The sequence below is a fragment of the Desulfatiferula olefinivorans genome (assembly GCF_054657895.1).
The window spans coordinates 1-22,949 of sequence record NZ_BAAHXV010000042.1 but is presented as its reverse complement, the minus strand read 5'-3'; the positions used below and the strand labels follow the sequence as shown (position 1 = coordinate 22,949).

The 22,949-nt window shown below is 59.9% G+C and carries 23 protein-coding genes and 2 tRNA genes; 18 read left to right on the top strand and 7 right to left on the bottom strand.

Translation table 11 applies throughout. The features are described from left to right. Nucleotides 1-19: 19 nt before the first annotated feature. Nucleotides 20-463: a PPC domain-containing DNA-binding protein gene (locus ACYQ11_RS19410; protein ID WP_459925478.1), complete on the top strand. Its 444-nt coding sequence runs from the start codon at nucleotides 20-22 to the stop codon at nucleotides 461-463. Nucleotides 464-1,022: 559 nt separating this feature from the next. Here ACYQ11_RS19410 and ACYQ11_RS19405 read toward each other — a convergent pair. The 7 genes from ACYQ11_RS19405 to ACYQ11_RS19375 form a co-directional block, all read right to left on the bottom strand. Beyond that, on the bottom strand, nucleotides 1,023-1,622 hold the full coding sequence (locus ACYQ11_RS19405; protein WP_459925477.1) for a PEP-CTERM sorting domain-containing protein: 600 nt from the start codon (nucleotides 1,620-1,622) through the stop codon (nucleotides 1,023-1,025). Nucleotides 1,623-2,150: 528 nt separating this feature from the next. Then, nucleotides 2,151-2,486 carry a hypothetical protein gene (locus tag ACYQ11_RS19400; RefSeq protein ID WP_459925476.1) on the bottom strand — a complete coding sequence of 112 codons (336 nt, stop codon included), beginning with the start codon at nucleotides 2,484-2,486 and terminating at the stop codon, nucleotides 2,151-2,153. A gap of 26 nt (nucleotides 2,487-2,512) precedes the next feature. Next, nucleotides 2,513-5,860, bottom strand: a complete 3,348-nt coding sequence (locus ACYQ11_RS19395) for a pilus assembly protein (protein WP_459925475.1) — start codon at nucleotides 5,858-5,860, stop codon at nucleotides 2,513-2,515. Nucleotides 5,861-5,871: 11 nt separating this feature from the next. Further along, entirely contained in the window at nucleotides 5,872-6,480 is a 609-nt protein-coding gene (locus ACYQ11_RS19390; RefSeq protein WP_459925474.1) for a hypothetical protein, read from the bottom strand. Then, nucleotides 6,480-6,971, bottom strand: coding sequence for a type IV pilus modification PilV family protein (locus tag ACYQ11_RS19385; RefSeq protein ID WP_459925473.1), 492 nt, complete (start codon nucleotides 6,969-6,971; stop codon nucleotides 6,480-6,482). The genes ACYQ11_RS19390 and ACYQ11_RS19385 overlap by 1 nt, the downstream gene beginning before the upstream one ends. Continuing rightward, on the bottom strand, nucleotides 6,907-7,644 hold the full coding sequence (locus tag ACYQ11_RS19380; protein ID WP_459925472.1) for a prepilin-type N-terminal cleavage/methylation domain-containing protein: 738 nt from the start codon (nucleotides 7,642-7,644) through the stop codon (nucleotides 6,907-6,909). Before ACYQ11_RS19380 ends, ACYQ11_RS19385 begins: the two co-directional genes overlap by 65 nt. Continuing rightward, the gene (locus ACYQ11_RS19375) at nucleotides 7,637-8,242 is read right to left on the bottom strand and encodes a GspH/FimT family pseudopilin (RefSeq protein WP_459925471.1); all 606 of its coding nucleotides are present in this window, start codon (nucleotides 8,240-8,242) and stop codon (nucleotides 7,637-7,639) included. Before ACYQ11_RS19375 ends, ACYQ11_RS19380 begins: the two co-directional genes overlap by 8 nt. Before the next feature lie 694 nt (nucleotides 8,243-8,936). Here ACYQ11_RS19375 and ACYQ11_RS19370 point away from each other — a divergent pair. From ACYQ11_RS19370 to ACYQ11_RS19290, 17 genes are all read left to right on the top strand, one after another. Then, entirely contained in the window at nucleotides 8,937-9,407 is a 471-nt protein-coding gene (locus tag ACYQ11_RS19370) for a hypothetical protein (RefSeq protein ID WP_459925470.1), read from the top strand. Nucleotides 9,408-9,438: 31 nt separating this feature from the next. Further along, complete coding sequence (gene coaBC, locus ACYQ11_RS19365) at nucleotides 9,439-10,644, top strand: bifunctional phosphopantothenoylcysteine decarboxylase/phosphopantothenate--cysteine ligase CoaBC (protein WP_459925469.1); 1,206 nt, start codon at nucleotides 9,439-9,441, stop codon at nucleotides 10,642-10,644. Then, entirely contained in the window at nucleotides 10,641-11,420 is a 780-nt protein-coding gene (locus ACYQ11_RS19360) for a uracil-DNA glycosylase (RefSeq protein WP_459925468.1), read from the top strand. The genes coaBC and ACYQ11_RS19360 overlap by 4 nt, the downstream gene beginning before the upstream one ends. Beyond that, nucleotides 11,417-12,355, top strand: coding sequence for a tyrosine recombinase XerC (xerC, locus tag ACYQ11_RS19355; protein ID WP_459925467.1), 939 nt, complete (start codon nucleotides 11,417-11,419; stop codon nucleotides 12,353-12,355). The genes ACYQ11_RS19360 and xerC overlap by 4 nt, the downstream gene beginning before the upstream one ends. An 8-nt stretch (nucleotides 12,356-12,363) precedes the next feature. Continuing rightward, on the top strand, nucleotides 12,364-12,897 hold the full coding sequence (gene hslV, locus ACYQ11_RS19350; RefSeq protein WP_459925466.1) for an ATP-dependent protease subunit HslV: 534 nt from the start codon (nucleotides 12,364-12,366) through the stop codon (nucleotides 12,895-12,897). 127 nt (nucleotides 12,898-13,024) lie between these two features. Next, nucleotides 13,025-14,404, top strand: coding sequence for an ATP-dependent protease ATPase subunit HslU (gene hslU / locus ACYQ11_RS19345; RefSeq protein ID WP_459925465.1), 1,380 nt, complete (start codon nucleotides 13,025-13,027; stop codon nucleotides 14,402-14,404). Nucleotides 14,405-14,425: 21 nt separating this feature from the next. Further along, entirely contained in the window at nucleotides 14,426-15,301 is an 876-nt protein-coding gene (gene argB / locus ACYQ11_RS19340) for an acetylglutamate kinase (RefSeq protein ID WP_459925464.1), read from the top strand. Then, the gene (locus ACYQ11_RS19335) at nucleotides 15,298-16,488 is read left to right on the top strand and encodes an acetylornithine transaminase (protein WP_459925463.1); all 1,191 of its coding nucleotides are present in this window, start codon (nucleotides 15,298-15,300) and stop codon (nucleotides 16,486-16,488) included. Before argB ends, ACYQ11_RS19335 begins: the two co-directional genes overlap by 4 nt. 58 nt (nucleotides 16,489-16,546) lie before the next feature. Further along, nucleotides 16,547-17,473, top strand: coding sequence for an ornithine carbamoyltransferase (gene argF, locus ACYQ11_RS19330; protein WP_459925462.1), 927 nt, complete (start codon nucleotides 16,547-16,549; stop codon nucleotides 17,471-17,473). Between the two features lie 47 nt (nucleotides 17,474-17,520). After that, on the top strand, nucleotides 17,521-18,729 hold the full coding sequence (locus ACYQ11_RS19325) for an argininosuccinate synthase (RefSeq protein WP_459925461.1): 1,209 nt from the start codon (nucleotides 17,521-17,523) through the stop codon (nucleotides 18,727-18,729). Nucleotides 18,730-18,926: 197 nt separating this feature from the next. Further along, nucleotides 18,927-20,309: an argininosuccinate lyase gene (gene argH / locus ACYQ11_RS19320; protein WP_459925460.1), complete on the top strand. Its 1,383-nt coding sequence runs from the start codon at nucleotides 18,927-18,929 to the stop codon at nucleotides 20,307-20,309. Between the two features lie 24 nt (nucleotides 20,310-20,333). Next, a complete protein-coding gene (locus ACYQ11_RS19315; RefSeq protein WP_459925459.1) occupies nucleotides 20,334-20,771 on the top strand; it encodes a hypothetical protein in 438 nt (145 codons plus the stop codon). A 2-nt stretch (nucleotides 20,772-20,773) separates the two neighbouring features. Continuing rightward, a complete protein-coding gene (gene folK / locus ACYQ11_RS19310) occupies nucleotides 20,774-21,298 on the top strand; it encodes a 2-amino-4-hydroxy-6-hydroxymethyldihydropteridine diphosphokinase (protein ID WP_459925458.1) in 525 nt (174 codons plus the stop codon). After that, nucleotides 21,291-21,548, top strand: a complete 258-nt coding sequence (locus tag ACYQ11_RS19305; protein ID WP_459925457.1) for a hypothetical protein — start codon at nucleotides 21,291-21,293, stop codon at nucleotides 21,546-21,548. Before folK ends, ACYQ11_RS19305 begins: the two co-directional genes overlap by 8 nt. 88 nt (nucleotides 21,549-21,636) lie before the next feature. Then, nucleotides 21,637-22,284 carry a fructose-6-phosphate aldolase gene (fsa, locus tag ACYQ11_RS19300; RefSeq protein ID WP_459925456.1) on the top strand — a complete coding sequence of 216 codons (648 nt, stop codon included), beginning with the start codon at nucleotides 21,637-21,639 and terminating at the stop codon, nucleotides 22,282-22,284. 232 nt (nucleotides 22,285-22,516) lie between these two features. Next, nucleotides 22,517-22,591: transfer RNA gene (locus ACYQ11_RS19295), tRNA-Gly, on the top strand. Between the two features lie 9 nt (nucleotides 22,592-22,600). Continuing rightward, a tRNA-Cys gene (locus tag ACYQ11_RS19290) sits at nucleotides 22,601-22,675 on the top strand. Nucleotides 22,676-22,949 lie beyond the last annotated feature (274 nt).

Below are 22,949 nucleotides of genomic sequence, written 5' to 3'. Positions count from 1 at the left end.
CTCTGAAAAAGGAAACGTCATGAAATATTCACAGGCGACGCAAGGAAGGGTCTTTGTCATTCGACTCGAAGACGGCGATATCGTTCACCGGGAAATTGAGGCCCTGGCCCGAAAGGAAGCCGTCACGGCCGCGGCATTGACCATCGTCGGAGGGGTGGATACGGGCAGCACCCTCATTGTCGGTCCGGAAGACGGGCGAACCGACACCATCACGCCGATGGAGCATGTCCTCGACAATGTGCGTGAAATTGTCGGCACCGGCACCCTTTTCCCCAATGCCGACGGAGAGCCGGTCCTGCATATGCACATGGCCTGCGGGCGACAGACGGACACGATCACCGGATGCATCCGCAGGGGCGTCAAAACCTGGCACGTCCTTGAGGTGATCATGGTGGAACTGATCGGCACCCCGGCCAGACGCATCCTCGACGCGGCCACAGGATTTGAGTTGCTGAATCCCTGACCGCTCATCCCTCGCCGTCACTGTCTGGGGATCTCCCAGTAGAAAGGCTGGGCAAATCTTCAATAATGACGGCTTCGTAAAACGTCCGATCTCTGCGTTACGCGTCATCCCTCGTCACGGCGGCGTACCCTTTAGTACGCCTCATTCCTTACGGATTCGCAAGCCTTGATCTCGAACATTTTACGAAACCGCCCAAAAATTACTTTTTCTGGTTATGCACTTTGTTCAAGTTGGAGGTAATCTTCCTATTGTTAAACCACCCGTTCGCGTTGCTCACTGAAGAGCGCGAAGAGCACGAAGAAGGGCGTAAATAGTGAGCTTTTCTTCGTGATCCTTCGTGGCCTTCAGTGAGCGCAGCGAACGGGTGGTTAATAAACCTGTGACTTTTCTCCAATTGATTAAGTGGTTGAAGAGCCACTGGAGCCAAGTGCATGATCAAATACTTTTTTACGATACCATCAATAATAAACGGCCCTGTCCGCTTGCGGTCAGGGCCGTTTGTCATCGAGTCAAAGTCATCCGCCCCGAAAGCCGGGAGCCTGCGAAGGTGGTGGGCCGGCTATTTTCTTTTGCGTTTGAACCCGGCAAGGCCGAGGAGGCCGGATCCCAGAAGGAACAGGGTGGCCGGTTCCGGGACGGGTGCGGTTTCAACGATGACATTGTCCAGTAAAAGGCCGATATTGTCGCCGCCTCTGTGGTCAAACACCAGGCGGCCGGCTTCGGTCAGGGTCACGGTGTTTGAAAAGGTCACCCAGCCCTCGTTTGACGCCATGGTGATTGAATCGTAAAAAGATCCGAAGTAGATATCAAGCGTATTGGTCTGGTTGCGCCGTGAGCCTGCCAGGTCGTATGTGATGGTGTAAGTGCCGGGGCCGAACAGCATGTTTGACGTCACCCGGCCGGCATTGTGGTTCGATCCGTCCAGATCGAGATAATAGCCATTGGCGCCCTTGAACCATTCCCATCCGGTGCCGGTGGCCCCTGTTCCAATCACATCGATGGTGCCGTTGGTGACCGTCCAATGGTCCAGGTCCTGGCCGTAAAGTTCATAGTTCAGCCCATAGCGTTCCGTATTGAAATCATCGTAAAGAAGCACGGTCGCATGGGCGGAGCCGCATAAAAACAAAAAAACAAAGATTCCCGATACCAACTGTTTCATTTTATAATCCTTTCCTGTGAAAATGACGAGTGAATACGGTTCTCATCATAAGCAATGAGCATGCCGTTTTTTCGCGCCCGGGATGCATTTGAACCAAGGGTCCGATTCTTGGGGGTCAACCGCATTAATTTGTATTTTCGTATAAAAAAACATTGGGTTTCCAGGTACATAGTTTTTGATTCCCGGTCTGCACAAGATGTCATGGACTTCCATCTTGCCCGGGGTCGGGTCAATGGTATCTGGTCGGGTAGTTTTGACGCCGGATGAATTGAAGGAGATGATGCCTTGCCGTTCACGTTCACGATGGCGGTCGAACAGGTCTCAGCCTGCCGTGCTCGTGCTCGTGAACGTGACCATGCACGTGAACGAATGCTACCTGCGGTTGCCCTGGTCCCAATACCCCGGCAGCTTGCGGCGGGGTCGTTTATTCGATCTTGCAGCAAATCGATTTAACACGCTTCCTTTCGGATATGGGGCCGTTCGTGGCCTGCCAAGCTTTTTACGAAGCCGGGGGGTGCCCTGGAAACGTCAGGGGGTCATTCGAAACAGCACCGTGACGCGCCGGCGGTCGTCAAGGATGACGGCGACGGTGTCGCCGGGGTTGATGTCGCTCGGGGAAATGGGCCGGCGGGGGTGGATGAAGAAGAGGGCGTTGGGGGCCAGGCGGTAGGCGATGTCGTTGATGGAGACATAGAAGGTGGCGGGATTGAGGGCATCCAAAGGGCCCTGGGCGTCAAAGGGGACGGGCTTAGGCGATGGGGGGGCGGTGGGCGTTGAGGTGAATCCGGGGCAGAGAGAAAGGGTCAACGCCAGAATGATGAGGGCAGGCAGGGTGTGCCCGGTGATCAGGTCGCGGGGGGTCATGGTATCGGTCTCCTTGGTTGATGGTATCAGGGCAGTTCTCTCCAGAAATACGGGCCGGGGCGCATGCCGTCGCTGGGGGGCGTGACAGGCTCGGTGTCTTTGTCGTAAATCCACAGGTCGCCGCTCGGAGTGGTGACGACGGCGGGCGGGCTTTGCAGCGCCTCGTTCACACAGGCCTCTTCGATCATGGCCCCGCTGCAGGGGTTCAGGCTGTAGATGGTGGTCCGGCCGCCGCTTGAACAGGGGGCTTCCGAGGGATAGCGCCCCAGGACGGTCAGGACGTTGTTGGCGATGGCCACATCCTGGGACACCCGTTCTCCGGCGGGCAGGGGAAGCACCCAGCCCACGTGCCGTGTGGGATTGGGGTGGAGACCCTGGCGGTCACGCTGATAAGGGTTGGTATCCAGATTGTCCGAGACGGTCTGCCACTGGGCGGGAAGACGCGAGCTGGTCCGGTACAGGCGGTCGCCGTCGCGGTGTTCGTCGATAATGGTTTGTGCCAGCAGACACACGTCGCTGTCCGGATGGTGCGAGAGACCGAGGCCGACAGGTATCAGGGCGCCGAGGGATTCTCCCGGGTCGTCTCCGTAGTCCCAGATTCCATAGACGGCCTGGGGGGCGGTTGTGGCCAGATCCGAACGGTCCAGATACCGCCCGGTGCCGAAGCAGACGATGTATCCGTGGCGGCAGCAGTGGCGCATCACGTCGGGGCGTGAGGTGATCGGCTGGCCCGGGGCGGTGGTGAACAGGGGGGCGGGGCGGTCATTGCCGTCACGGTAGGAGAACCCCCAGGCATTGTGATCCGGATGCCGGATGTCGATTTTCCAGAGGTTTCCCAGAAGATCACCCGCATACACGTAGTCGGCCCTGCCGTCGTTGGTCACGTCCACGGCGATGGGCGTCGCCATGCCGTTGTCTCCTGCGGCTTCGGTGTCCAGCACCCGGACGGGTGTGCCGGTGAGGGCATCAAGGATAAAAAGCTGGGCCCGTCCCGAGGGGCTGTTGTATCCGTTGCCGACGATCACCACGTCCGGATACGTCGTCGCGTAGGTGCGAATGATCACCGGCGCGCTGTAGGTGTACCCCAGGTTTTCTTCATCGGAAAATTCCCAGCGGACGATGTCGTCAAGGGCGCTTTCGGAAAAGTCCGTGCGTCTGTCCATGCCTGTGATGTCCAGGCCGTAATAGCTCCGGCCTCCCCGGCCGAGGCCGCCCACCAGCAGGGTGCGCCGGATGCTGCCGTCCATGACGTCCCCGCAGGACGGGGTCTGGTCCACGAAAAAACGGTGTTCGTATCGGAGGTCGCCGAGGCGCGAGAGGGAGTCGTACACCCCATGGGGCACATAGGCGAACCTCTCCCGGCCGCTTGTCTGGTCAAGGGCGTGAAGCATGCCGTCGTTGGCGCCGATGTATACAAGGCCGTCCACGGGAAGGGGACCGGCGTGGACAATGTCGCCCATAAGGGACCGACGTTGACGAAATCCCTCCACGTCGCGGCCCCTCAGATAGTCCAGAAGATCGGGGGTGTTGTTGAGGGCGGTTTTCTGGCCGTCGGACAAACTGTCCCACCGGAAGGGAATGCCGGTCTGACCGTCAAAGGTGATGATGGACCGGGCGTTCCAGGATTGTTCGTTCAGCATCGACGCGGCGCTCCATCGCGGGGTGGGCACGATGGTGACGGTGCCGGTGGTTTCATCATGGACAATGGGGTAGGCCCGAAGGTCGCCGATCCAGTGCTCCGATTGGTAAAAGCCCTGAAACAGGGCGTTGCGGGTGTAGAACCGTTCCTGGGCCGCGGATACCGGCGCGCTGGTGGCTTCCCGGTCGTCCAGGGAGCCGAAGATGCCCTTGAGGCTCGAAACCAGGGAATCCGGATCCGAGGCGTTGAAAAAAAGGCCCGTGGTGTTGTAGGCGGCGTGCCAGAGATCGTCGATTTTGGTGCGGCACTCGCCGCAGTAGGGGTCGGCCCAGGACGGGCTGTTTCCCTGGGCGTCCTGCAGGGTGCAGGGATTGTAGACCGTATGATCCAGAAGGCCTTTTATTCCGAATGACACGGCGAAGGTGACCATGTGCTGGTAGGCGGCCCGGTCACAGGAGGAGGGGCGCAGGCGATCGGCAAGATCGGGTCTCAGGTCTGACCGGTAGTAGGTCATGGCCGTATCGGCCAGGGTGTTGTCGTATCCGTCATCGTCCGCATCGGGCGTGGGCAGGGCGAAGGTGCCGCTTTCCGTCCAGTAGCCGTCGGTGAGGGCCAGGGCATAGACCCGCTGGCACTCCCCGCCGTTTTCCGCCGAGGCGAAGGATGAGCCGCTTAAGCCGCCGGGGTTGTCGCCATGATAGTAACGGCCCACCGCATCCAGTCCTTCCCTGAGCGGGGTGCCGCCGGCACAACGCAGTCCGTACAGTCGGTTGAGCAGGGTGGGCGTCTGGTCGAGAACGGTGCCGTCGTCCCGGGTCAGACGAACCGGAACCGGAGACTGAACCAGGTTGCGGTTGATGCTGTAAAAACCGATGTAAAGGTCGGAAAGCCCGGATATGGTGCGGGCCATGGCCCCCTTGGCGCACAGGGAACGCCTTCGGTAGAAGGAATACCAGTTAGCGAAATTCTGCAGATCCTCCCCGGGGGTGAGGCGGGGACGGATGGGCTCGGGGATTTCCGACAGGGACACGGCTGTAAGCTCGTTGTCGTCCAGGGACCGGTTGGCGTTGGCGTCGGTAAACCTGAAGCACTCTCGGTCGCCCTGATTGAACTGAACCAGGTAGACGCCGTCGGACGGGTCGTCAAGGCCGTTGGCGTTCCGATCGTCCACCAGATAGTAATGGGCGTTCCGGATCATGAGGGTGCCGCCGCCGGACAGGACCGACGTGCAGATGCCGTTAAGCGTCAGGGTGTGCGAGGCGTTCATCGGATTGGACCGTGGGGCGGTTGTGTCGGCCTGGGCCATGGGGCCCGATCCGTCCGGGGCGGGCCAGGGAACGTAGGCGGTATGGGGCGTGTAATAGAGGGTGTTGTACCCCTGCCACCGGGAGCGCCAGAGACGTCGTTCGGATTCGTCCATGCGGTAGTACCGTTCGGGATAGTGATCGTCGCCGGGATTCTCCGGAAACAGATAAAATTTCTGGGAAAGAAAGGCGCTTGAGTGAAAGGTTCCGTTTTCTTCCGGGGTCATGAACTCGAAGTCCATGCTGCCCGAGTCATCGAATACAACCATGACGGCCGGATTCGCTGTTTTGTATGTCATTTCAAGGGGTGTGTCGGAAAGGCCGACGGCCCGGGCAGGGATCGGGCCTGTGAAAAAAAGCAGGCCTGTCAGCCCGACGGCTGCCCAGGCGGCGTGATGCAATGTTTCTGTCCGTCTGAAAGCGCGCTTCATGAAGGTCCTCCTCAATAAACTTTTCGAAAGCCCACCTGGACCATGCGCCGGGCCTTGCCTTCCCGGCTGAGGCCGGTGATGTAAAGATTGTGCATGGTCCGGAGACGGTTGCCGGTCTGGAGCGAGGAGCCCCGGGTCACCTCCACGTCGATCACCTGGAATCGGCAGTCGGGAAAGACCTGGGAAAAAGCGGCGGCATCCGGGTGACCCGAGGCTGCCGCAACACGGGTGCTGTTGGAAGGACCATCGGTGCGATCGATCCAGTTGGCGGTGTCATGGATGTAATCGGCCAGGCCGTCGTATTTGTCGGTATCGCTCATGGCATCGAAGCGGTTGTTTTCACCGCGACTCAGCCAGGAAACGCGGGTCGACGAGTCCCAGTCGCTGTCTTTGAGCGTGGCCCCGGACAGATGCTCCACCCGTTCGGCCGCAAGGCTCGCCGTGGATTCGGCCTGGGCTTTGAGGCGGGCGATGGTTTTGTCGTTTCCGGCCAGACGCAGTTCGTAGCAGGTGGTCGTCATGGCCACGGCTCCCAGGATGGACAGGGTCGCCAGAAGAACCAGGGCGGTCAGGAGAACCGCGCCGTTTTGGTTGCGTGCACGATGATACGATAAAAGCATTAGAGGCTCCGTGTCTTGATCAGGCTGAGGGTCAGTATCCGGTTGCCGTCCGAGTTCCCGTTGAACCCCAGGGCATTGTCGAATACGACGATGTTGACGGTTTTGGAAACGGGCCGGGGGCTGATAGGGGCACCGTCGGTGTCCTCGGTCAGGGGCGGCAGGGGAAGGTCCGGTGTGACGGACCAGCCGATCCAGAAGGGCGCCTGGGCCACGGGGCCGTGCAGGCCCGCCGACAGGTCCGGATCGTCGAAGGCAAGGCCGCTGAGCTGTTCCTTCCGGTTGACGGCCTGATGGGTGGCAAGGCTCAGCCGTTCGGCCCGGGCATCCCCCCGGATGGCGTCGGCCTGAAGACGGGCGACCGACAGCAGACCCACCGACAGAATGAACAGGGTGATCAAAATTTCCACCAGGGTCAGACCCCGCAGGTCAGAGATTCCGCAGGCGGATGACCTTGGACAGGGTTTTGCGGTGATAGGGGTCACGGGGCGCATCGATCAGGGTGTCTCCTTGGAGGTTGGTGTAAGTTCGGGTGTCACAGTGCCGGGGATCCTGCCGCGCCGTGCGGGCGATGAGGGTGACCTCCACCGAACGGATCAGGGCGCGGCCCGCCTGATTCAGGGGCAATGGGCCGAGAACGGCGTCGTTTTGATCCCGGTACACAAAATTCAGGACGTCGATCTGGTCGGCCAGGGCGTCCGGGGTGTTCCAGGTGCAGCGATACAGCCGGCAGGGGAACCGGTCGGCGCGGCCGTCCTGGTTGGCGTCGGCGCTCAGGCGGTAGGTGATGTGTTCGTTGGGGTCCACGCCGCTTTCCGCCGCCCGGGGATCTCCGGTGCCGGTCAGGGCGAAATCATGACCGTTTTCGTTGATATCGCACTGAAACGCGAAACTGTGGGCCGCCGCCGTCAGGATGGCGGGCCTTGCGCTGCCCCGGGGGTCCAGGCAGGCCTGGTGGATATCCTGTTCCATCACGTGCATCGAGGCCCTGAGGTTCTGCTGGAGGGCCACCGCCTGCTGATGCATGGTATGAATTCTCTGGTGGGAGATGAATACCGAACAGACACAGGAAAGAACAATGGCGCCGATGGTCAGGGCGATCATCAGTTCGACGAGGGTGAAACCGGGGGAGGCGCAGCGTATGCCGGAAGTCTCGACTCTATCCATCGATCCACCCTCCCCCCGTACTTTTTCTCTTGACGAGGGCTCCCGCAAGGGTCGGGGTGCCCAGTCCGTAGCAGAGGGTGTTTTTATGGTGGGTCAGATAGACGTAGCCCCGGGTGTTGACCATGCCGTTGGGTGAAAACCGGGCAAAACTCTGAGCATAGGTGACAAAGGTTCCGTTGAACGGGGTGCCGGGAATGGTGGTATGGACGCTGCCGTTGCCGAACCGTATGCCGCCCTTGAAGTCGTCGAGGCTGACCCGTTTGATGATCCGGTCTTCGGCCGGGCCCGTTCCGCCGGGATTTCCGTCGCTGCCCAGGCAGCGGATCAGATACGTGCTCCCGGCCTGATCGAATTCGATCTGAACGGTTTCCGTGTTGAGGACGGCCAGCGATCGGGCGTGATGGAAATCCAGGTAAATGGTCTGGGCCGCCCGGCCCAGATGGCGGTCGGGCAGATGCCGGAGCAGGGCGGTTCCGGCTCCGGCCGTCAGGATGGCCGTGACGGCGATGACGATCATCAGCTCCAAAAGGGTGAATCCTGAACGAGAACATTTTGATTTTATGAGCGGGTTAAGCGTAATGTGAGAATAAAAAGTCATCGCAGCCTCTTGCAGGGATTCGATGTCATGGCGTTTTCGGAACGCATTGGCGATAATCCGGCCGGTCGGCCGGCGGCCAGGCGGATGTCAAATTAAAATTTTTATTATTTTTACAGATCGTTATGCGTGATCTGAGAGAACGCGTCAGGGTGACGTACGGCACGGTTTGAAACGGGCATCCGGGCCCCGGCGGGGCGAACGAATTTGTTCCTATAGTATGAATATTTCATCCTGCCAAGTGTTTTTTGTGATCGTAAGGAAAAAAGTGATCTTGGATGTTTTGGGGGACGCCGGATTAATCGCTCTCACAGAGACACAAAGACACACGCCGGACATGCCGGGGCATGTCGCACGGCAACGCTTCTGGGGGCATCCCATGCCGTGATGGAAAAGAGCTCCGCCTTTTTTCCGTCATGATCAAACCATTCAACCACCCGGTCGCTGCGCGCCTTGACGGAAACGAAGGAAATGGGGGTTGTCAATTCCCGGCACACGGCATGTCATGAACCGCTCCCCACAGGGCATGACCCATGGGTCGTGCGGGATAGACATGCGATTGCCCTGTTTCGATCGAAGATCCGTCTTGCCTTTGGGGGCATAAAAACGTTATAAGAACCGGATTGACCTTAGGCGGGATGGGACGGAAAAATCCGGGGCAGGGCCGATGGTCGGGACCTGATCAAGGGAGCGCGTGATGATGACAGTGACATGGAACACGAAAATTCTGTGTGTCGGTGTTGTGCTGACGGTGTTGATCGGCATGGCGGCATGCAGCCCTCTGGATGCCAAGTATTCGGAGCGACCGGTGAAAAAGAAGGCGGCGACGGCCGTCAAGGAGGCCCCGCCTGTCCCGGTCTTCTCGGATTTCAAGGATGTGCTGATCCCCGGTGAGCTGACCGAGGACAAACGTCATTCCTCGGTCATCCAGACCGGCGAGGCGGGCACGGGATTCATGGCCTTCTACGGCCGGGTCGAGGAACGCTCCGTCATCCGTTTCTTCTCCGTCAAGATGCCGGAAAACGGATGGAAGGCGGTGACCGTCCAGAAATCACCCTTTTCCACCATCATGATTTTTTCTAAGGGCAACAGGTGGTGCACCATCGAGGTCAAGGAAAAGGGATTTACCACCGATGTGAGGGTCGGGGTGGCGCCGGAAATCGAATAAAAAAGGGGGCCGTTTGGCCCGGGGGGAACGCATGCTTGAAAACAATCTCAAGGGCAAACGCATCGTTTTGTGCGTCTGCGCGGGCATCGCAGCCTACAAAAGCGTGGAGGTGCTGCGCCTTCTCCAGAAGCAGGGGGCCGACGTCAAGGTGATCATGACCCAGGGGGTCAAGGAATTCATCGGGACCCTGACCTTTCAGGTGCTGTCCGGCCATCCGGTATTCACCAGTTTGTTCGACAAGGGCGAGGATTCGTCGGTCCGTCACATCCAGTGGGCCGATGAGGCGGATCTGGTTTTGATCGCTCCGGCCACGGCCAACATTATCGGAAAGATCGCCAACGGCATCGCCGATGACGCCCTGAGCACCTTCATGATGGCCGTCAGGTGTCCGGTGGTGATCTGTCCGTCCATGAACACCTACATGTATGAAAACCGTGCGGTCCAGCGGAACCTCGATGTGCTGGAAGCCGACGGGTTTACCATCGTGGAACCGGGCACCGGGGAACTGGCCTGCGGTGTCAGCGGCGCCGGACGTTTTCCCGAACCGCGCTTTGTCGTCGACCGGGTGATCCATCGTCTGACCCCCAAAGATCTGGTCGGGAAAACGGTGCTGGTCACGGCGGGGCCCACCCGGGAGGCCATCGATCCGGTGCGCTATATTTCCAATCATTCCTCGGGTAAAATGGGTTATGCCATCGCCAAGGCCGCCGAGTTCCGGGGAGCGTCGGTGACCCTGATTACAGGCCCCGTGAACCTTGAGCCGCCGCTCAACGTGAAACGGATTCCCGTCGTGTCGGCCCTGTCGATGCGCGACGCCTTTCTTTCGGAACTTGAGCATGCGGACATCGCAATCAAGGTGGCGGCCGTGGCCGATTACCGGGCCAAACACCCGGCCGATCACAAGATCAAGAAAAAAGACGATGAGATGATCATCGAGCTCGACAAGAATCCCGACATTCTCAAGGAGGCGGGCATGAAAAAGACCCGCCAGTTTCTGGTGGGCTTCGCCGCCGAAACCCGGGATCTGAAGGAGAACGCCACCGCCAAACTCAAGGCCAAGAACCTGGACATGATCGTGGGCAATCTGGTGGGCGATCCCTCGTCGGGCTTCGGGACCGAAACGAATACGGTAACGTTTTTTTACCGGGACGGGAGCCGGGAACCGCTGGCGTCCATGGACAAGGAGCTGGTGGCCCATACCCTGCTCGACCGGATCAGGGATCGGATGACGCCATGACGAACACCGCCGCCACACCCGTCAGCCGGGAGGCTTTCGCCGCCCTGGTGACGGAAGCCCGAAAGACCCTGGGTTTTCTGGCCGATCTGGGCTGCCGGGGCTTCGACTGCTCCCCGGAGAGCCTGGCCAGGGCGGCCGACTGGGGACGCCCCAGGCGTCAGGCTCCTCAGGCGGCGCCAAAGGCGGCTGCACCGGCTGCTCCGGCCCAGGCCGGTCCGCTGTCCCTTGAGGACATCCGACGTCGCTGGGGGACCTGCCGACGCTGCGTCCTGGGCGACGGGGGCCGTTCCCCGGTGTTTGGCGAGGGACCGGTCAGGGCACGCCTGATGCTGATCGGCGATGTTCCCTCAGCCGAGGACGAGGCTTGCGGGACGCCCTTCACGGGCGAGGCCGGAGACCTTCTCACGAAAATGATCGCGGCCATGGGACTTGACCGGGATGCGGTCTATCTGACCACGGTGCTCAAATGCAGGCCGCCGATGGGACGTCGGGGCCTCCCCGAAGAGACCGGTGCCTGTCTGCCCCTTCTGGAGGCCCAGATTCGGGCGGTGAATCCGGAGCTGATCGTCACCTTAGGAGCCGTGGCCACCCAGGCCCTTCTGGGTGGAGATAGCCCGGTGGCCGGAATGCGGGGCCGGTTTCAGAGCTATAAAACCTGGCCGGTGATGCCGACCTTCCACCCCGCCTTTCTGCTCTCCCATCCGGATAGCAAAAAGGACGCCTGGGCGGATCTGAAGGCGATCATGGCCCGTCTGGGGCTGGAGCGACGAGGATGAAAAAGGCGGGCCTGATCGATCATGCGGACCATTTTCTGGAGTACCTGTCGGTTGAGAAGAATTATTCGGATCATACCCTCCGGGCCTACCATAACGATCTGTACGGATTTATCCGCTATCTGGCCTGTCAGAACCGTATCGATCCGGAAAAACCCGAAGAAATGTCGGCCCTTTCGGTCACACAGGTTGACGCCCTGACCATTCGGGCTTATCTTGGTCACTTATATAAACGGAAGAACAAAAAAAGCTCGGTGGCCCGGAAGCTGTCCGCGCTTCGGTCGTTTCTGACCTTTCTTCTGAAGCACGGCGTCATCGAGACCAACCCCGGAGACCAGGTGATGACGCCCAAGCAGGACAAGCCGATTCCGGCCTACCTGACGGTGGACGATATGTTTCGGCTCCTCGACACCATCGATACCCGGCCCCTTTTGGGCAAACGGGACCGGGCCATGTTCGAGCTGCTGTATTCCACGGGCATCCGGGTGTCCGAACTGGCCGGACTCGATGTGGAGGACGTAGACGCCGCCTCCGGCACCGTAAGGGTTCTGGGCAAGGGCGACAAACAGCGGGTGGTTCCCGTGGGACGGCGGGCCGTTGAGGCCGTTGGCGATTACCGCAGGGCTCTGGCCGCGTCGGCGGACCTAAAGACGCGGCATCCCTCGGCCCTGTTTTTGAACCGCCGGGGCGGACGGTTGACCGAACGCTCCATCGCCCGGATTCTCAAGGACCGGGCCCTGGCCTGCGGTATCGGGGTGCCGGTTTATCCCCATGCGGTGCGGCACACCTTCGCCACCCACATGCTTGATGCCGGGGCGGACCTGCGGGGTGTGCAGGAAATTCTGGGGCATGAAAGCCTGTCCACGACCCAGAAATACACCCACGTGACCATTGACAGGCTGATGCGGATATACGATAAGGCCCATCCAAGGAAATGAGGACGACCATGCAGATATTTCACGGAACGACGATCATCGCCGTCCGGCACAAGGGACGAACCGTGGTGGCCGGAGACGGTCAGGTGACCCTGGGCGACACGGTGACCAAGCACAAGGCCAAAAAGGTCCGGCGCATCTACCATGATAAAATCGTGGTGGGCTTTGCCGGGGCCACGGCCGATGCCATGACCCTGACCGACAAGCTCGAGGAAAAACTCGAACGCTGCAACGGCAATCTGACCCGGGCGGCTGTGGAACTGGCCAAGGAGTGGCGCACCGACAAGTTTTTGCGAAGGCTCGAGGCCATGATGATCGCCGTGGACGAGACCCGGATGTTTCTGATCTCGGGCAACGGGGATGTGATCGAACCCGACGAGGATGTCCTGAGTATCGGTTCCGGCAGTGTGGCGGCCCAGGCCGCGGCCACGGCCCTGATGCGGAAAAGCGATCTGGACGCGGCGGCCATCGCCCGGGAGGCCATGGCCATTGCCGCGTCGCTGTGCATCTATACCAATGACGTCGTCACCCTGGAAGAGCTCTGAGCGTGATGGACAGCCCGGCGGCTTACAGGCGCCGGGGCGTGATGATAACGGATTCGAACTGGATGTCCGGCATCGGTGCCGATGACGGATACTCCGGTTTTATATTTTTGATATGCAGGAAGGTGGTATGAGCGATTTGAAACCCGTGGAAATTGTGCAGGAACTCGACAAATACATCATCGGCCAGGACAAGGCCAAGCGGTCGGTGGCCATCGCCCTCCGGAACCGGTGGCGGCGGCGTCAGGTCGAGGAGGACCTGAGGGACGAGATCGCCCCCAAGAACATCATCATGATCGGTCCCACCGGGGTGGGGAAAACGGAAATATCCCGGCGTCTGGCCACGCTGACCGATTCCCCCTTTTTCAAGGTCGAGGCCTCCAAGTTTACCGAGGTGGGCTACGTGGGCCGTGACGTGGAATCCATGGTCCGGGATCTGGTGGACCTTACGGTCAACCGGATGCGGGACCGGGCCGAAGACGAGGTGATCGACAAGGCCGAGGCCGTCGCCGAGGAACGGGTGCTCGATCTGCTGCTGCCCAAAACCCCGCCCAAACCGTCGGTCGTGCCGGCCGAAGGCGCAGAACCGGCCCCTTTGGCTCCGGCGGCGGAAATCGAGGCGGACCATACCAACGGCACCCGTGAAAAACTCCGGAAGATGCTTCAGGAGGGCAAGCTTGACGAGCGGTTTGTGGATATCGACGTGACGGACCAGCAGGGGCCCATGATCGAGATTTTCTCCAACATGGGCATGGAAGACATCGGCATGAGCATCCGGGAGATGATGGGAAACATGCTGCCCAAGAACACCAAGAAGAGAAAGGTCACCGTGGCCGAGGCCCTGGACATCCTCACCGACCAGGAGGCCGAAAATCTGGTGGACATGGACAAGGTGGTCAAACGGGCCGTGGAGGCTGTCGAACAGTCGGGGATTATTTTTATCGACGAGATCGACAAGGTGGCCGTCAGTCAGAAGGGGCCGGGGCCGGACGTGTCCCGGGAGGGGGTCCAGCGGGATCTTCTGCCCATCGTCGAAGGCAGCACCGTGCCCACCAAGTACGGGCCGGTCATGACCGATCACATTCTGTTCATCGCCTCGGGGGCCTTTCACATGAGCAAGCCCTCGGATCTGATTCCCGAACTTCAGGGCCGTTTCCCCATCCGGGTGGAGCTGGATTCCTTAGGACGGAAGGATTTCGTCCGGATACTGACCGAACCCCAGAACGCGCTGCTTTTGCAGTACATGGCCCTGCTGCGGACCGACGGCATCGAGCTGGTGTTTGCGGACGACGCGGTGGAAGAAATTGCCCGGATCGCCGAAGACGTGAACACCCGGACCGAAAATATCGGCGCCCGGCGCCTGCACACGCTGATGGAGTATCTGCTGGAGAACATTCTGTTCGAAGCCCCGGATCTTCCGGAAAAGAAGGTGGTCGTAGACGCCGCCTTCGTGAATGACAAACTCAAGGATGTGGCGGCCGACGAGGATCTGAGCCGGTACATCCTCTAACCCGACACAAAGGACAAGGTCATGGATGCCAGTGTTGCCGATATTCTGATTGAATCGCTTCCCTATATCCGCCGTTTTGCCAAAAAAACCATCGTCGTCAAGTACGGCGGCCACGCCATGGTCGACGAACAGCTCAAAGAGGATTTCGCCCGGGACATCACCCTGCTGAAATTCATCGGAGTGAACCCCGTGGTGGTCCACGGCGGCGGCCCGCAGATCAACAAGGTGCTCGACAAAATGGGCATCACCTCACGATTTGTCCGGGGCATGCGCATGACCGACGAGGAAACCATGGATGTGGTCGAGATGGTTTTGGGCGGCAAGGTCAACAAGTCCATCGTGGCCCAGATCAACCGTCAGGGCGGCAAGGCGGTGGGACTCACCGGCAAGGATGCGGGGCTGATCACGGCGAAAAAGATGACCATCTACCATCAGGAAGACAAAAACAGCCCGCCTGAAATCATCGATCCCGGCCATGTGGGTGAGGTGACGGCGATCAACCATGAACTGATCCGGTCCCTGGCCGATCAGGGCTTCATTCCCGTCATCGCGCCGGTGGGCGTGGGGGAGGCCGGGGAAACCTACAACATCAACGCCGATCTGGTTGCCGCCGAGGTGGCCAAGGCCCTGTCCGCCTCCCGTCTGATTCTTCTGACCGACGTGGACGGGGTGATGGACGCGTCAAAGACGCTGATCACCTCGATCCGGGCGGAAACCATCAAGGCCATGATCGATGACCAGAGCATCTCGGGGGGCATGATTCCCAAAATTGAATGCGCCCTGGGCGCCCTCGAGAAGGGCGTGGAGAAAGTCCACATCATCAACGGAAAAAAACGCCATTCTCTGCTGCTTGAACTTTTTACCAACGAAGGCATCGGAACGGAAGTGCTGCTATGAAAACCATCAAAGACACGATTATCGAACAGACCGATCAGGTGATCGCCCACACGTACGGCAGGTACAAGGTGGTGTTTGAACGGGGAGAGGGCATGACCCTCTGGGACACGGAAGGGAAGGCCTACACGGATTTCGTGGCGGGCATCGCCGTGTGCGCCCTGGGACACGCCCATCCGGCGGTGGCCCAGGCCCTGGCCGATCAGGCCCGAACCCTGGTCCATGTGTGCAACCTTTATTATACAAGGCCCCAGGCCGACCTGGCCGCCTGGCTGGTTGAAAAAAGCTTCGCCGACAAGGTCTTTTTCGCCAACAGCGGGGCCGAGGCCAACGAGGCGGCCATCAAGCTGGCCCGCAAGCATTTCGCAAGTCAGGGCCAGGACCGCCACAAGATCATCACCATGATGCAGTCCTTCCACGGACGGACCATGGCCACCCTTACCGCCACGGGTCAGGACAAGATCAAGGAAGGTTACGCCCCGGTTCTGCCGGGATTTGACTACGTGCCGTTCAACGACCTTGACGCCCTTCGGGCCAAGATGGATCACACGGTCTGCGCCGTGATGCTCGAACCGGTTCAGGGCGAGGGGGGCATCCGCTGCGCGGCCCCCGGTTATCTCAACGGCGTCCGGGATCTGTGCGACGAATTCGGCGCCCTTTTGATTTTTGACGAGATCCAGACCGGCATGGGCCGCACAGGAACCCTGTTCGCCTACGAGCAGGAAGGGGTGACGCCGGACATCATGACCCTGGCCAAGGCCCTGGGCAACGGGCTGCCCATCGGCGCCATGCTGGCCAAAGACGCCGTGATGAAGGCCTTCGTGCCGGGCAGTCACGCCTCGACCTTCGGGGGAACCCCTCTCGTCACCGCAGGCGCCCTGGCCGTGGTGAAGACCTTCGATCGCGAAGATATTTGCGGAAAGTGCCGTGAAAACGGGGCGTATTTCAAGAAAAAACTTGAAATGCTCAAGGAAAACCATAAGGTGGTGGAGGACGTCAGGGGACGGGGCCTGCTGCTGGGCATGAAACTGAAGGCCGACGGCGCGCCCTTTGTCGCGGCCTGTTTCGAACGGGGCTTTCTGATCAACTGCGTTCAGGGCGATATCCTGCGCTTCATTCCCCCGCTGATTGTGACGAAAACGGACATCGATGCCCTCGTCGCCTGCCTTGACGAGGTACTTGACCAATGAATAAACGAGGACCCGGGGCTCCCACGGCCCTTTGATGCAAACCGATAAGGAGACTGTTGTGAAAAAAGATCTGCTGTCTTTGTACGACCTGGAACCCGATGACTTCGACGCCTTGTTCAACCGGGCCCTGGATCTCAAGAAAAGACACCAAAAAGGCATCTTCGACCAATCCCTGGCCGGGAAATCCGTGGGGATGATTTTTGACAAGCCCTCAACCCGGACGCGGATTTCCTTCGAGGCCGCCACCATCCAGCTTGCCGGCACCCCGATTTTCATGAACGCCGCGGACACCCAGATCTCCCGGAACGAACCGGTGTCGGACACGGCCCGGGTGCTGTCCCGCTACATCGACTGCCTGGTGGTCCGGACCTTCTCCCAGGAGCTGATCGAGGAATACGCAACGCACTGCACCATTCCTGTGGTCAACGCCCTGTCGGACCTGTCCCACCCCTGCCAGATCCTCAGCGACCTTCTGACCATCATCGAATACAAGGGGGGGTACAAGGACGTGACCATCGCCTGGGTGGGCGACGGCAACAACGTGGCCCATTCCTGGATCAACGCCGCCGCGGTTCTGGGGTTCGACCTGGCCCTGGCCTGCCCCGAAGGTTACACGCCGAATCCCGACATCCTTGACCGGGCCCTTTCCCGAAAGACCGGGACCATCCGGGTTACCGCCGATCCGGCCGAGGCCGTGGCCGGGGCGGACATCGTCTACACCGACGTCTGGGCCAGCATGGGCCAGGAATCCGAGGCCGAATCCCGCATGGCCCTGTTCCGTCCCTATCAGGTGACGGCGGACCTGTTGAAAAAGGCCAAGGACGACGTGTGCGTCATGCACTGCCTGCCGGCCCACCGGGACGAGGAAATCTCGGCGGAGGTCCTCGAAGGCAAACATTCGATCGTCTGGGACCAGGCCGAAAACAAGCTGCACATGCACAAGGCCATTTTGGAAACCCTGATCGCCAACCAACGCAACCAGTGAACAACCCGTCATGACGCCATGACGCATATCGGACCAAGGGGGTCATCATGTCGAACGTGAAAAAAGTCGTGTTAGCCTATTCCGGGGGGCTGGATACCTCGGTGATTTTGAAGTGGCTCATTGAAACCTATAACTGCGAGGTGGTGACCTTTTCCGCCGACCTGGGCCAGGAAGAGGAACTCGACGGCCTGGAGGCCAAGGCGCTGAAAACCGGCGCGGTCAAGGCCTACATCGACGATCTGAGGGAAGAGTTCATCCGGGATTTCGTGTTTCCCGCCTTCCGTGCCAACGCCATTTACGAGGGGCAGTACCTTCTGGGCACTTCCATCGCACGGCCCCTGATCGCCAAACGCCAGATGGAAATCGCCAAAATCGAAGGGGCCGACGCGGTCAGCCACGGCGCCACGGGCAAGGGCAATGACCAGGTCCGTTTCGAGCTCAGCTATTTTTCCATCGATCCGGAGATCAAGATCATCGCCCCCTGGCGGGAATGGGACCTGAACTCCCGCACGGTGCTGATGGAGTTCGCCAACAAACACGGCATCCCCGTGCCCCAGACCCCGGCCAAGCCCTACAGCACGGACCGGAACATGCTGCACATCAGCTATGAGGGCGGGGTCCTCGAAGATCCCTGGAATCCGGCCACCGACGACATGTACACCATGAGCGTGAAACCCGAGCTCGCCCCGGATCAGGCCGAGGAAATCGAGATCCGTTTCGAGAAGGGCAACCCCGTGGCCGTCAACGGCAAGACCATGGGTCCGGCGGATCTGTTCAAGGAGCTGAACCGGCTGGGCGGCAGACACGGCATCGGCCGCATCGATCTGGTGGAAAACCGTTTCGTGGGCATGAAGTCCCGGGGTGTGTACGAAACACCGGGCGGCACCATTCTCCGTCAGGCCCACATGGCCATGGAATCCATCACCCTGGACCGCGAAGTGGCCCACCTGCGGGACAGCCTGATCCCCAAATACGCCGAGCTGGTGTACTACGGATTCTGGTTCTCACCGGAAATGAAGCTGCTCCAGAGCATGGTCGACCAGACCCAGGAAAACGTCAGCGGCGATGTGCGTCTGAAACTCTACAAAGGCAACACCTATGTGCTCGGACGACGGTCCGACCGTTCGCTTTACAGTGCGGCCCACGCCACCTTCGAAGACGATAAGAGCATTTACCGCCAGAAGGACGCCGAAGGGTTTATCCGGTTGAATGCGCTGAGACTTCGTATTTTGAATGCGATGAACAAAAAGAAATAAGTAAAAAAACGGCCTCCGGCGGCCCTGCCGGGGGCCAACCTTTTGAAAAGGTTGCCAAACGGGTTTTGGGTTGGGGCGATGCCATGGCGTTAGCCTCGTCACCCAACCCATTTGTCCGGATTTTTAAAATCCGGCCCCCCGGGAGGGCCGCCGGAGGCCACTAAAACGGCCAATAAAAAATACATGGAGTACCTTAAATGAGCGAAAAACCCTGGGACGGTCGATTTCAGGAGAGTACGGACAAGGCGGTGGAGGCGTTTTCCTCGTCGATTCAGGTGGACAGGCGTCTTTATAAGCAGGATATCGCAGGCAGTGTGGCCCATTGCCGGATGCTGGCCAAGCAGGGCATCATCACCCATGACGAGGCGGAGCAGATGGTTCGCGGCCTCGAAAAAATCCGGCAGGACATCGAGGACGGGTGTTTTGCGTATTCGGACAGCCTCGAAGACATCCACATGCACATCGAGTCGGCCCTGACCCGGGACATCGGGGAGGTGGCCAAGAAGCTGCACACGGCCCGGAGCCGCAACGACCAGGTGGCCCTGGATATCCGTCTTTATCTGAAGGAGGTCAGCGCCGACGTGATCGCCGCCCTTTCCGAGCTTCAGAAGATCCTCGTCACCCTGGCCGAAAAACATCAGGACCGGGTGATGGCCGGATACACACATCTGCAGCGGGCCCAGCCTGTGCTTCTTTCCCATCACCTTCTGGCCTATTACGAGATGTTCAAACGGGACCGGGAGCGGTTCGAGGACGGCCTCAAACGCATCGACGTCATGCCCCTGGGCAGCGCGGCCCTGGCCGGCACCACCTATCCCATCGACCGTCACGAAACGGCCCGGCTCCTGGGCTTTTCCAGGGTCTCGGCCAACAGCATGGACTCGGTGTCCGACCGGGATTTCATCATCGAATTCACGGCGGCGGCAAGTCTCTGTATGATGCATTTCTCGCGGCTTTCCGAGGAACTTATCCTCTGGTCCTCGTCGGAATTCGGTTTTATCGTGATCGCCGACGCCTTCACCACCGGCAGCAGCATCATGCCCCAGAAAAAGAACCCGGACATCCCCGAACTGGTCCGGGGCAAGACCGGCCGGGTCTACGGCAACCTCATGGCCCTTCTGACCCTGATGAAATCGTTGCCCATGGCGTACAACCGGGATATGCAGGAGGACAAACCGCCCCTGTTCGACACGGTGGACACCCTTCTGGCCTGTCTGGACATCTACTGCCGGATGATGCCGAACATCACCTTCAATGAGAAAACCATGGCCCGGGCCACCGAAACCGGATTCATCAACGCCACGGATCTGGCCGACTACCTGGCCGCCAAGGGCCTGCCCTTCCGGGACGCCCACGGCGTGGTGGGACGGGCCGTTGCCTTTGCTTTGTCACAGAACAAGGAACTCCAGGACCTGAGCGTTTCCGACCTTCAGACGTTTTCGCCGTTGATCGAGGGCGACGTGTATCAGGTGCTGGCCACCCGGACCATCATCGACCGGCGCACCTCCTTCGGCGGCACGGCGGGGCCCTGCGTGGCCGAGGCCCTTTTGGCGGCCCGCCGTGAGCTTGGTATGGATTGACGGGGAGACAAGGAACTTAAGACCATGCGACGTCCTGTCCGCGATCGATTAATTGCCGTTTTCGTGTTTGTCTGCCTGATTGCTTTTGCCTGCGGCCGTAAGATGCCGCCGGTTCCACCGGGGGATATCCCACTGCCGCCGGTGACGGGTCTCATGCACCGGGTCCACGGGGATCGGGTCAGCCTGAGCTGGACTGCGCCTTCGGCTGTGGATCGCGGGGATCTGGCCGGATACGTCGTGCTCCGCTCTGTGGCCGATCCGGATGACGCGTGTGACGGTTGTCCTCTGCTGTTTGAACGGGCGGGATCCCTTGGACCCTCTGAAACCCGTTTTTCCGAAAACGTGGTGCCGGGACGTCGTTACATTTATAAAATCCAGCCCCTTTCGGCGGCTCGAAGCCTTGGCCGGGATTCCGAGCTTGTCCGGTTCACCGTTCCCGAAACGGCCGGGGAAGGACGTTGACCGTGGATGGGCACCGGGTGCTGTTGTCCATCGGCTCCAATATGGGCGACAAGGCCGCCAACTGCCGCAGTGCCCTGGCCGAACTGGAGCGGCGCGGGCTGGGCACCCTTTTGAGTGTCTCGCCCTTTTACCGGACCGAACCGGTGGATTACCTGGACCAGGACTGGTTCGTCAACGCGGCGGCGGAGCTGGGCACCCCGCTGGAACCCCTGGAGCTTCTGGACGGTCTGAAACAGATTCAAAACGATCTGGGAACGGATCGAAAGGCGGTCCGTTTCGGCCCCCGCATCATCGATCTGGACATCCTTCTGTTCGATGACCGGGTGATCCGTTCCGACGCCCTGACCGTGCCCCACGAACGCATGCACCAGCGCGCCTTCGTCCTGGTGCCGGTGTGTGATATCGCTCCCGATCGGGTCCACCCCGTGACCGGGAGGACCATGGCGCGGCTCCTTGCGGACCTTGATGCCGACCATCAGGGGGTCGTTCCCTTCACCTCAACCCAGGAAGGAGTTCGTCATGATTAAAAACCTGATCCTGTTACTGGTCATTTACCTGGTCTATCGGACTGTCAAGCGCTGGATGCTCGAGCAGCAGTCCCTGCAGCACCGGGATCACTCCGTGGACCATCCGAGCGACACCAGCGACGTGATGATCAAGGACCCCCAGTGCGGCGTCTATTTCCCCCAGCGTCAGGGGTTTCCGCTGACCGTGAAAGGGCAGACCCTGTATTTCTGCTCGGAACAATGCCGGGACGACTATAAGAAGAAGGTCTGATTGTACCGCCTTAAACACGAACGACGGGCCCTGCCCGTGATTCTGCTGCCGGCCTGATGCCGCGGCCTTTTCAAAGAGGAGACAGAGTATGAAATTTTTTATCGATACCGCCAATATCACCGAAATCAAGGAAGCGGCCAGCATGGGCATGGTCGACGGCGTCACCACCAACCCCTCGCTGATCGCCAAAGAAGGCGGGGAATTCAAGGACATCATCCGACAGATCTGCGAGGTGGTCGACGGCCCCATCAGCGCCGAGGTGATCAGTCTGGACACCGAGGGTATGGTCCGGGAAGCCCGTGATCTGGTTACCATCCACAAAAACATCGTCATCAAGGTCCCCATGACCATCGACGGCCTCAAGGCCACCCGCATGCTGGCCGACGAGGGCATCAAGACCAACGTCACCCTGATTTTTTCTCCCCTCCAGGCCCTGATGGCCGCCAAGGCCGGCGCGTCCTACGTGAGTCCCTTCGTGGGCCGTCTGGACGACCTGGCCCAGGACGGCATGGTGCTGGTCGAGCAGATCGTGGAGATCTTCGACAACTACGGCTACGACACCGAGATCATCGTGGCCAGCATCAGAAACCCCATGCACGTGCTTGACGCGGCCCTCGCCGGGGCCGACATTTCCACCATCCCCTTCAATGTCCTGAGCAAACTGGCGTCCCATCCCCTGACCGACAAGGGCATCCAGGCATTCATGGACGACTGGAAAAAGGCCGGGAAGAAATAAGGGCGGCAGCCCTGCGGTATGACCGGAAAGTGCCGTCCCCCGGTCAGGCCAATTTCGAACCGATGCGTCACGGTCGCCTGACACGCCTGTCGTGAGGGCACAGGGATAATGGCAAACCCTTTACAGCCACGGCCCGTTTTTCCGGGCCACCGAATCGAGAAAAACTGGTTTTTCCATGAATTTTTTTATTGACAAAGGTGGCCTGAGAAGATAGTTATAGTGCCGTCATTGAGCGGGAATAACTCAGTGGTAGAGTGCAACCTTGCCAAGGTTGACGTCGCGGGTTCAAATCCCGTTTCCCGCTCCATTTTTTTTTGGCGGCTTGGCCAAGTGGTAAGGCGACGGCCTGCAAAGCCGTTATTCTCCGGTTCAAATCCGGAAGCCGCCTCCAAAAGGCATCAAAGGGCTTGAATGAACTTCAAGCCCTTTTTAAATGCCCGGCCTTAAAGGGACAGGCAAATAATTTACATCACCCCCTTTATTTTTCCGAGTTTTTTCTGATAGTGTAGTCCAACTGATATAACGCCACCATCACCGCCCATGGAGGAGCGCCTGCTATGCCTCGAACCACCCGCATGCTGATCAAGGATCAAAAAAGCGTATACCACGTCATCACCCGCACAGCCCTGGACGGCCTGCCGTTCGGACCGGTCGAAAAAGACCGC

What these genes read in the sequence shown, in the direction of transcription:
- ACYQ11_RS19410 (WP_459925478.1), top strand. Translation starts at nt 20, where the DNA reads ATGAAATATTCACAGGCGACGCAAGGAAGGGTCTTTGTCATTCGACTC.
- ACYQ11_RS19405 (WP_459925477.1), bottom strand. Translation starts at nt 1,622, where the DNA reads ATGAAACAGTTGGTATCGGGAATCTTTGTTTTTTTGTTTTTATGCGGC.
- ACYQ11_RS19400 (WP_459925476.1), bottom strand. Translation starts at nt 2,486, where the DNA reads ATGACCCCCCGCGACCTGATCACCGGGCACACCCTGCCTGCCCTCATC.
- ACYQ11_RS19395 (WP_459925475.1), bottom strand. Translation starts at nt 5,860, where the DNA reads ATGAAGCGCGCTTTCAGACGGACAGAAACATTGCATCACGCCGCCTGG.
- ACYQ11_RS19390 (WP_459925474.1), bottom strand. Translation starts at nt 6,480, where the DNA reads ATGCTTTTATCGTATCATCGTGCACGCAACCAAAACGGCGCGGTTCTC.
- ACYQ11_RS19385 (WP_459925473.1), bottom strand. Translation starts at nt 6,971, where the DNA reads ATGCGCCCCGTGACCCCTATCACCGCAAAACCCTGTCCAAGGTCATCC.
- ACYQ11_RS19380 (WP_459925472.1), bottom strand. Translation starts at nt 7,644, where the DNA reads ATGGATAGAGTCGAGACTTCCGGCATACGCTGCGCCTCCCCCGGTTTC.
- ACYQ11_RS19375 (WP_459925471.1), bottom strand. Translation starts at nt 8,242, where the DNA reads ATGACTTTTTATTCTCACATTACGCTTAACCCGCTCATAAAATCAAAA.
- ACYQ11_RS19370 (WP_459925470.1), top strand. Translation starts at nt 8,937, where the DNA reads ATGATGACAGTGACATGGAACACGAAAATTCTGTGTGTCGGTGTTGTG.
- coaBC (WP_459925469.1), top strand. Translation starts at nt 9,439, where the DNA reads ATGCTTGAAAACAATCTCAAGGGCAAACGCATCGTTTTGTGCGTCTGC.
- ACYQ11_RS19360 (WP_459925468.1), top strand. Translation starts at nt 10,641, where the DNA reads ATGACGAACACCGCCGCCACACCCGTCAGCCGGGAGGCTTTCGCCGCC.
- xerC (WP_459925467.1), top strand. Translation starts at nt 11,417, where the DNA reads ATGAAAAAGGCGGGCCTGATCGATCATGCGGACCATTTTCTGGAGTAC.
- hslV (WP_459925466.1), top strand. Translation starts at nt 12,364, where the DNA reads ATGCAGATATTTCACGGAACGACGATCATCGCCGTCCGGCACAAGGGA.
- hslU (WP_459925465.1), top strand. Translation starts at nt 13,025, where the DNA reads ATGAGCGATTTGAAACCCGTGGAAATTGTGCAGGAACTCGACAAATAC.
- argB (WP_459925464.1), top strand. Translation starts at nt 14,426, where the DNA reads ATGGATGCCAGTGTTGCCGATATTCTGATTGAATCGCTTCCCTATATC.
- ACYQ11_RS19335 (WP_459925463.1), top strand. Translation starts at nt 15,298, where the DNA reads ATGAAAACCATCAAAGACACGATTATCGAACAGACCGATCAGGTGATC.
- ACYQ11_RS19325 (WP_459925461.1), top strand. Translation starts at nt 17,521, where the DNA reads ATGTCGAACGTGAAAAAAGTCGTGTTAGCCTATTCCGGGGGGCTGGAT.
- argH (WP_459925460.1), top strand. Translation starts at nt 18,927, where the DNA reads ATGAGCGAAAAACCCTGGGACGGTCGATTTCAGGAGAGTACGGACAAG.
- ACYQ11_RS19315 (WP_459925459.1), top strand. Translation starts at nt 20,334, where the DNA reads ATGCGACGTCCTGTCCGCGATCGATTAATTGCCGTTTTCGTGTTTGTC.
- ACYQ11_RS19305 (WP_459925457.1), top strand. Translation starts at nt 21,291, where the DNA reads ATGATTAAAAACCTGATCCTGTTACTGGTCATTTACCTGGTCTATCGG.
- fsa (WP_459925456.1), top strand. Translation starts at nt 21,637, where the DNA reads ATGAAATTTTTTATCGATACCGCCAATATCACCGAAATCAAGGAAGCG.